General features: G+C 75.1%; 1 protein-coding gene and 1 pseudogene. Both read left to right on the plus strand.

The genetic code is table 11. The annotated features are described in order from the left end of the window. Positions 1-50: 50 nt before the first annotated feature. A complete protein-coding gene (locus ACYVE9_RS27670; protein WP_461030631.1) occupies positions 51-785 on the plus strand; it encodes an ABC transporter ATP-binding protein in 735 nt (244 codons plus the stop codon). 2 nt (positions 786-787) lie between these two features. Beyond that, positions 788-1163 (plus strand): annotated as a pseudogene (locus ACYVE9_RS27675) (ABC transporter permease); the annotation flags it as partial.

Genomic DNA, 1163 nt, shown 5'->3' on the forward strand with positions numbered 1-1163 from the left:
CGGAGCCGACGGGCGCGGCACCCACGGCCGCCGGACCCGGGCCGGAGCCGCTGCTGCGTGCCGTCGGGCTCACCAAGACCCACCACGGCGAGGGCACACCCGTGTCGGCGGTGCGCGGGGTGGACCTCAGCGTGCAGGCCGGGGAGTTCGTCGCCGTCACCGGTCCCTCGGGCGCCGGCAAGTCCACCCTGCTGCACCTGCTGGGCGGGCTCCAGCGGCCCGACAGCGGGGAACTGTGGCTCGACGGCCGCCGCGTCGACACCTACCGCGAGGCCCGCTGGGCCGTACTGCGGCGCCGCAGCATCGGCATCGTCTTCCAGTTCTTCAACCTGGTCTCCAACCTCAGCGTCGCCGACAACGTCGAACTGCCCGCCCTGCTCGCCGGGGCCTCCCCGCGGGCGGCGAGGGAGAGCCGGGCCGAGCTGCTCGCCGAGCTGGGGCTGGAGGGCAAGGAACGGTCGATGCCCGGCGAACTGTCAGGCGGCGAGCAGCAGCGCGTCGCCCTGGCCAGGGCGCTCGTCAACCATCCGGCGGTGCTGCTCGCCGACGAACCCGCCGGCAGCCTGGACAGCAGGGGAACCCGCGAGGTGCTGCGGCTGCTGTCGCGCTTCCACCAGCGCGGCCAGACGATCCTGCTCGTCACCCACGACGCCCGGATGGCCAGCGCCGCCGACCGCGTCATCAGCTTCTTCGACGGACGCATCGTCGACGAGGCGGCGCTCGCCGGCGGCACCCGCAGGCCGCCCGGCGGCGGCGTGTCCGGCGTGCTCGAGCTGAAGGACTGACCGTGCGGGCCACGCTGCGCTGGGCACACGCCGACCTGCGGGCGCACCGGGGTGAGGCCCTGTTCATCGTGCTCGCCACCGCGGGCATCATCGCCTCGCTGCTGCTGGCGGGCGCGCTGTTCAGCTTCGCCGCCAACCCCTGGCAGCGGGTCTTCACCCAGTCCGAGGGTGCCCACGTCTGGCTCCACACCAGGGACGGTGCCGATCCCGGGCAGCTCGCCCGGCTGGACGGTGTCGCCGGGGTCTCGGGGCCCTTCGGCACCGGCCGGACGACCGTCAGCTCCCGGGGTGCCCGGGCGGTGGTGGAGCTGCGAGCGGTGACGCCGGAGCCGCCGGAGGTCGCCCGTCCGCAACTCACCGCGGGACGCTGGCTGGCCG

The organism is Streptomyces sparsus, assembly GCF_054776295.1.